The organism is Microbacterium umsixpiens (assembly GCF_053543675.1).
In genome coordinates this window covers 7513-11207 of sequence record NZ_JBLVOH010000035.1, presented here as the reverse complement: position 1 = coordinate 11207, position 3695 = coordinate 7513, and the positions used below count along the sequence as shown (strand labels likewise).

4 protein-coding genes are annotated in these 3695 nt (G+C 69.7%); 2 read left to right on the top strand and 2 right to left on the bottom strand.

All coding sequences use genetic code 11. The features are described from left to right. Positions 1–774 (top strand): adenosylhomocysteinase (locus ACNPM4_RS03670; protein WP_448984730.1); only part of this gene is annotated, 774 nt, incomplete at its 5' end. A 34-nt stretch (positions 775–808) separates the two neighbouring features. Here ACNPM4_RS03670 and ACNPM4_RS03665 read toward each other — a convergent pair. Continuing rightward, the gene (locus tag ACNPM4_RS03665; protein ID WP_448984729.1) at positions 809–1618 is read right to left on the bottom strand and encodes an RDD family protein; all 810 of its coding nucleotides are present in this window, start codon (positions 1616–1618) and stop codon (positions 809–811) included. A 16-nt stretch (positions 1619–1634) separates the two neighbouring features. Here ACNPM4_RS03665 and ACNPM4_RS03660 point away from each other — a divergent pair, with 16 nt between their 5' ends. Further along, complete coding sequence (locus ACNPM4_RS03660) at positions 1635–2627, top strand: stage II sporulation protein M (RefSeq protein WP_448984734.1); 993 nt, start codon at positions 1635–1637, stop codon at positions 2625–2627. A gap of 27 nt (positions 2628–2654) precedes the next feature. On the opposite strand, the gene ACNPM4_RS03655 is transcribed toward ACNPM4_RS03660, so the two are convergent. Further along, a partial coding sequence (locus ACNPM4_RS03655) for a DUF58 domain-containing protein (RefSeq protein WP_448984728.1) occupies positions 2655–3695 on the bottom strand: 1041 nt, incomplete at its 5' end.

Below are 3695 nucleotides of genomic sequence, written 5' to 3'. Positions count from 1 at the left end.
GCCATCAACGTCAACGACTCGGTGACCAAGAGCAAGTTCGACAACAAGTACGGTATCCGTCACTCGCTCCCGGATGGGCTGAACCGCGCGACCGACGTGCTCATCGGTGGCAAGGTCGCCTTCGTGTGCGGGTACGGCGACGTGGGCAAGGGCGCAGCCGAGGCGCTCCGCGGACAGGGCGCCAGGGTGATCGTCAGCGAGGTCGACCCGATCTGCGCGCTGCAGGCGGCGATGGACGGTTTCCAGGTGGCGCGCCTGATCGACGTCGCCGGCGAGGTCGACATCGTGGTGACCGGCACCGGCAATCGCGATGTCGTCACGACCGAGCACCTCCAGGCGCTGAAGCACCTCGCGATCGTCGCGAACGTCGGCCACTTCGACAACGAGATCGACATGGCGGGCCTCGAAGCCATCGAGGGCGTCGAGAAGATCGAGATCAAGCCGCAGGTGCACGAGTGGCGTCTGCCGAGCGGACGCAGCGTCCTGGTGCTCAGCGAGGGGCGACTGATGAACCTCGGCAACGCCACGGGGCATCCGTCGTTCGTCATGAGCGCCTCATTCACCAACCAGGTGCTCGCCCAGCTGGAGCTCTACACGAACATCGCCGCCTACCCCACGGGCGTGTACGTCCTGCCGAAGGCGCTCGACGAGAAGGTCGCACGCCTCCACCTCGACGCACTGGGAGTGCAGCTCACCACACTCAGCGACGAGCAGGCGGCCTACATCGGCGTTCCGGTGGACGGGCCGTACAAGCTCGAGCACTACCGCTACTGATCGATCGCGCGACCGAGGGTCGCGCTGCGACGGATCAGACCCCGACGCGTCGGCCGGTGAGCCGCTCGGCTCGACGGTCGGCGTTCTCCAGCGCGCGGCGCTCGCGCTCCCGCCGCAGCACCGTGATGCCGACGAGCACCTGTTCCGGTGGCGCGCTCGGCATCGGGGAGACGAAGGGTGTGGCCTCGGCGAGCAGGTCGTGCGCCACCCGCGCTCGAGCGGCGGGGAGCATCCGCGGCGCGCTCACGAGGAACTGCGAGATCCGGCGCGCGAGCCGGTCGGGCATGCGCGCCACATCGGCGATCTGCGCCCAGCCGGCGAGGGCAGGGGGCAGCACCGGCACGTGAGTGGGGAGTGCCGGCGTGCGGACGCGCTGGCTGTAGGTGCCGGCGACCAGGTCGCCCAGACGCTGCGATCGCGCCGTGAAGGCACCCGTGAGCACCGCGATGCCGCCGAAGGTCATGTAGATCTCCAGGACGCCGAGAAGCGCCCGGATGAACGCGTGCCGGAACCCGGCTGCGCCGCCGTCCACGCGGACGATCCGTCCTCCGACGGCGAGCTTGCCGAGGCTGCGGCCCTTCAGGGCGACCTCCATCGTGATGGGCAGCACCACGAAGCTCACGACGATCGCCGCGACCGTGGCGATGCGGTCGGTGGCATCGCTGAGCACCCCGGCATCGAGCAGCCAGATGCGCAGGAAGAGCCAGAGGATGAACACCGCATATCCGAGGAGCATGTCGATCGCGGCACCCAGCGCGCGGACCAGGAAGCCGACCGGCTGCACGTCGATCGCGACGGCCTCGCCGGAGAGCACCTCGTCGGAGACGTCGATCGGGACGGACATGAGTACAGTAAATCAGGTGGATGCCGATGCGCTGACCGATGCTCGCCGTGCGGAATGGGAACGGCTCGAGGAACTCAGCCGCGCCCGGCTCGACGGCGCCGGGGTGGACGAACTGATCGTGCGGTACCGCGCCGCCTCTGCAGATCTCGCCGAGCTGAAGACGTCGGTCGGCGACTCTCCGCAGGGTGCCTACCTCTCCACGATCCTGGTCCGCGCCCGGCTGCGCCTCACCGGAGCATCCGACAGCATCCTGACCCAGACCGCGCGGTTCTTCCGTCTGCAGCTTCCGGCCGCCCTGTACCGCTTGCGGTGGACGACACTGGTCATCGCGGTCGCCTTCATCGCCGTCGCGGTCGGCACAGCGGCGTGGATCGCGAGCGACCCTGCCCTCATCGCGACACTCGGCCCGCCCGACCTGCTCGAACAGTACGCCGACGAGAGTTTCACCGGTTACTACACCGAGAACCCCGCTGCCGAGTTCATGGGCATGGTCTGGACCAACAATGCCTGGATCGCCATGCAGTGCGTGCTCTTCGGCGTCACGGGGATCTGGCCGGTGTACATGCTCATGCAGAACGCCATAGGCCTCGGAACGTCCGGCGCGGTGATGGCCGCGCACGACAAGGCCGACCTGATGGTGCTCTACATCCTTCCGCACGGCATGCTCGAGATGACCTGCATCTTCGTCGCAGCGGCCGCCGGTCTGCACGTGTTCTGGGCCTGGGTGGCTCCGGGGCACCGTACCCGTGGGGAAGCGCTGGCCGAAGAGGGACGCTCGCTCGCGACGGTGGCACTCGGCCTCGTGTTCGCCCTGTTCCTCGCCGGACTCGTCGAGGGTTTCGTCACCGGTTGGGGGCTGCCGTGGCCGGTGAAGATCGGCATCGGCGCCGCTGCGCTGGCCGTGTTCCTCATCTACATGCTCGTCATCGGCGGCCGCGCGCATCGACGGGGCGAGACGGGCGACCTCGTCGAGTACGAAGCCGGGACGCCGCGCCTCATCGCCGGCTGACCGCGGACGGGTCGAGGACAGCAGTCGTCAGAGCCGGCCCGCCGCCTTCAGCTCCAGGTAGCGGTCGGCGATGCGGGGCGGAAGCTGTTCCGGGTCGGCGGCGATCGCCTCGCCACCGGCTCTGCGGATCGCATCCGCGACGTTCTCGGCGTCACGAAGCGTCCGCTCCGCCGCGGCAGCGAGATAGACCTCTTCGCGGGAACCGCGTTCGCGCGCCAGCGCAGCGATGCCGTCATCGGTGACCGATCCGACGAGCACGGTGGTCGCACGTGACGCGTTCGGGAAGGCGCCGAGGAACCCTCGAGCGGATTCTGCCGCGTCCTGCGCGGTCAGCACGACGATCAGAGAAGGCCGCGTGGTGAGCGTGCGCACGGCGGCGAAGGCACCGTGCCAGTCCGTGTCCACCAGCCGCGCGTCCACGGGCGCCATGGCGTCGCTCATCGCCGGCAGGAGTGCCGCGCCGTCCACGCCGGTGACCCGGCCGCGCACCACGCGGTCGTACATCAGCAGATGCACGTGGTCACCCGCGCGAGCGGCGAGTGCAGCCAGCAGCAGCGCCGCTTCCAGAGCGGCGTCGACGCGGGTGCCGTCGCCGACGCGTGCGGCCGCCGTCCGACCGGTGTCGATGATGATGACGACATGCCGGTCGCGTTCGGGGCGCCAGGTGCGCAGCATCGTGGTGCCGGCGCGGGCGGTCGCGCGCCAGTCGATCGAACGCACGTCGTCGCCGCGGACATACTCCCGCAACGAGTCGAACTCGGTGCCTTGGCCGCGGACCTGGATGCTCGTGTTGCCGTCCAGCTCGCGCAGACGTGCCAGGCGCGACGGCAGGTGCTTTCGCGAGGAGAAGGCGGGAAGCACCCGGATCGCGCCCCGGACCGGATGCCGTGCCTGCCGACCGGCGAGACCGAGGGGCCCGCGCGACCGGATCATCACGAACTCGCTCACCAGCTCACCGCGTCGGCGGGGGGTGAGGGGGATGGCGACGCGACCGCGCTCACCCGGGGCGACCTGCAGCTGCTGTCTCTCTGCAGGAGCACCGGCCGTGGGCTGCCACGCGTCGCGGAG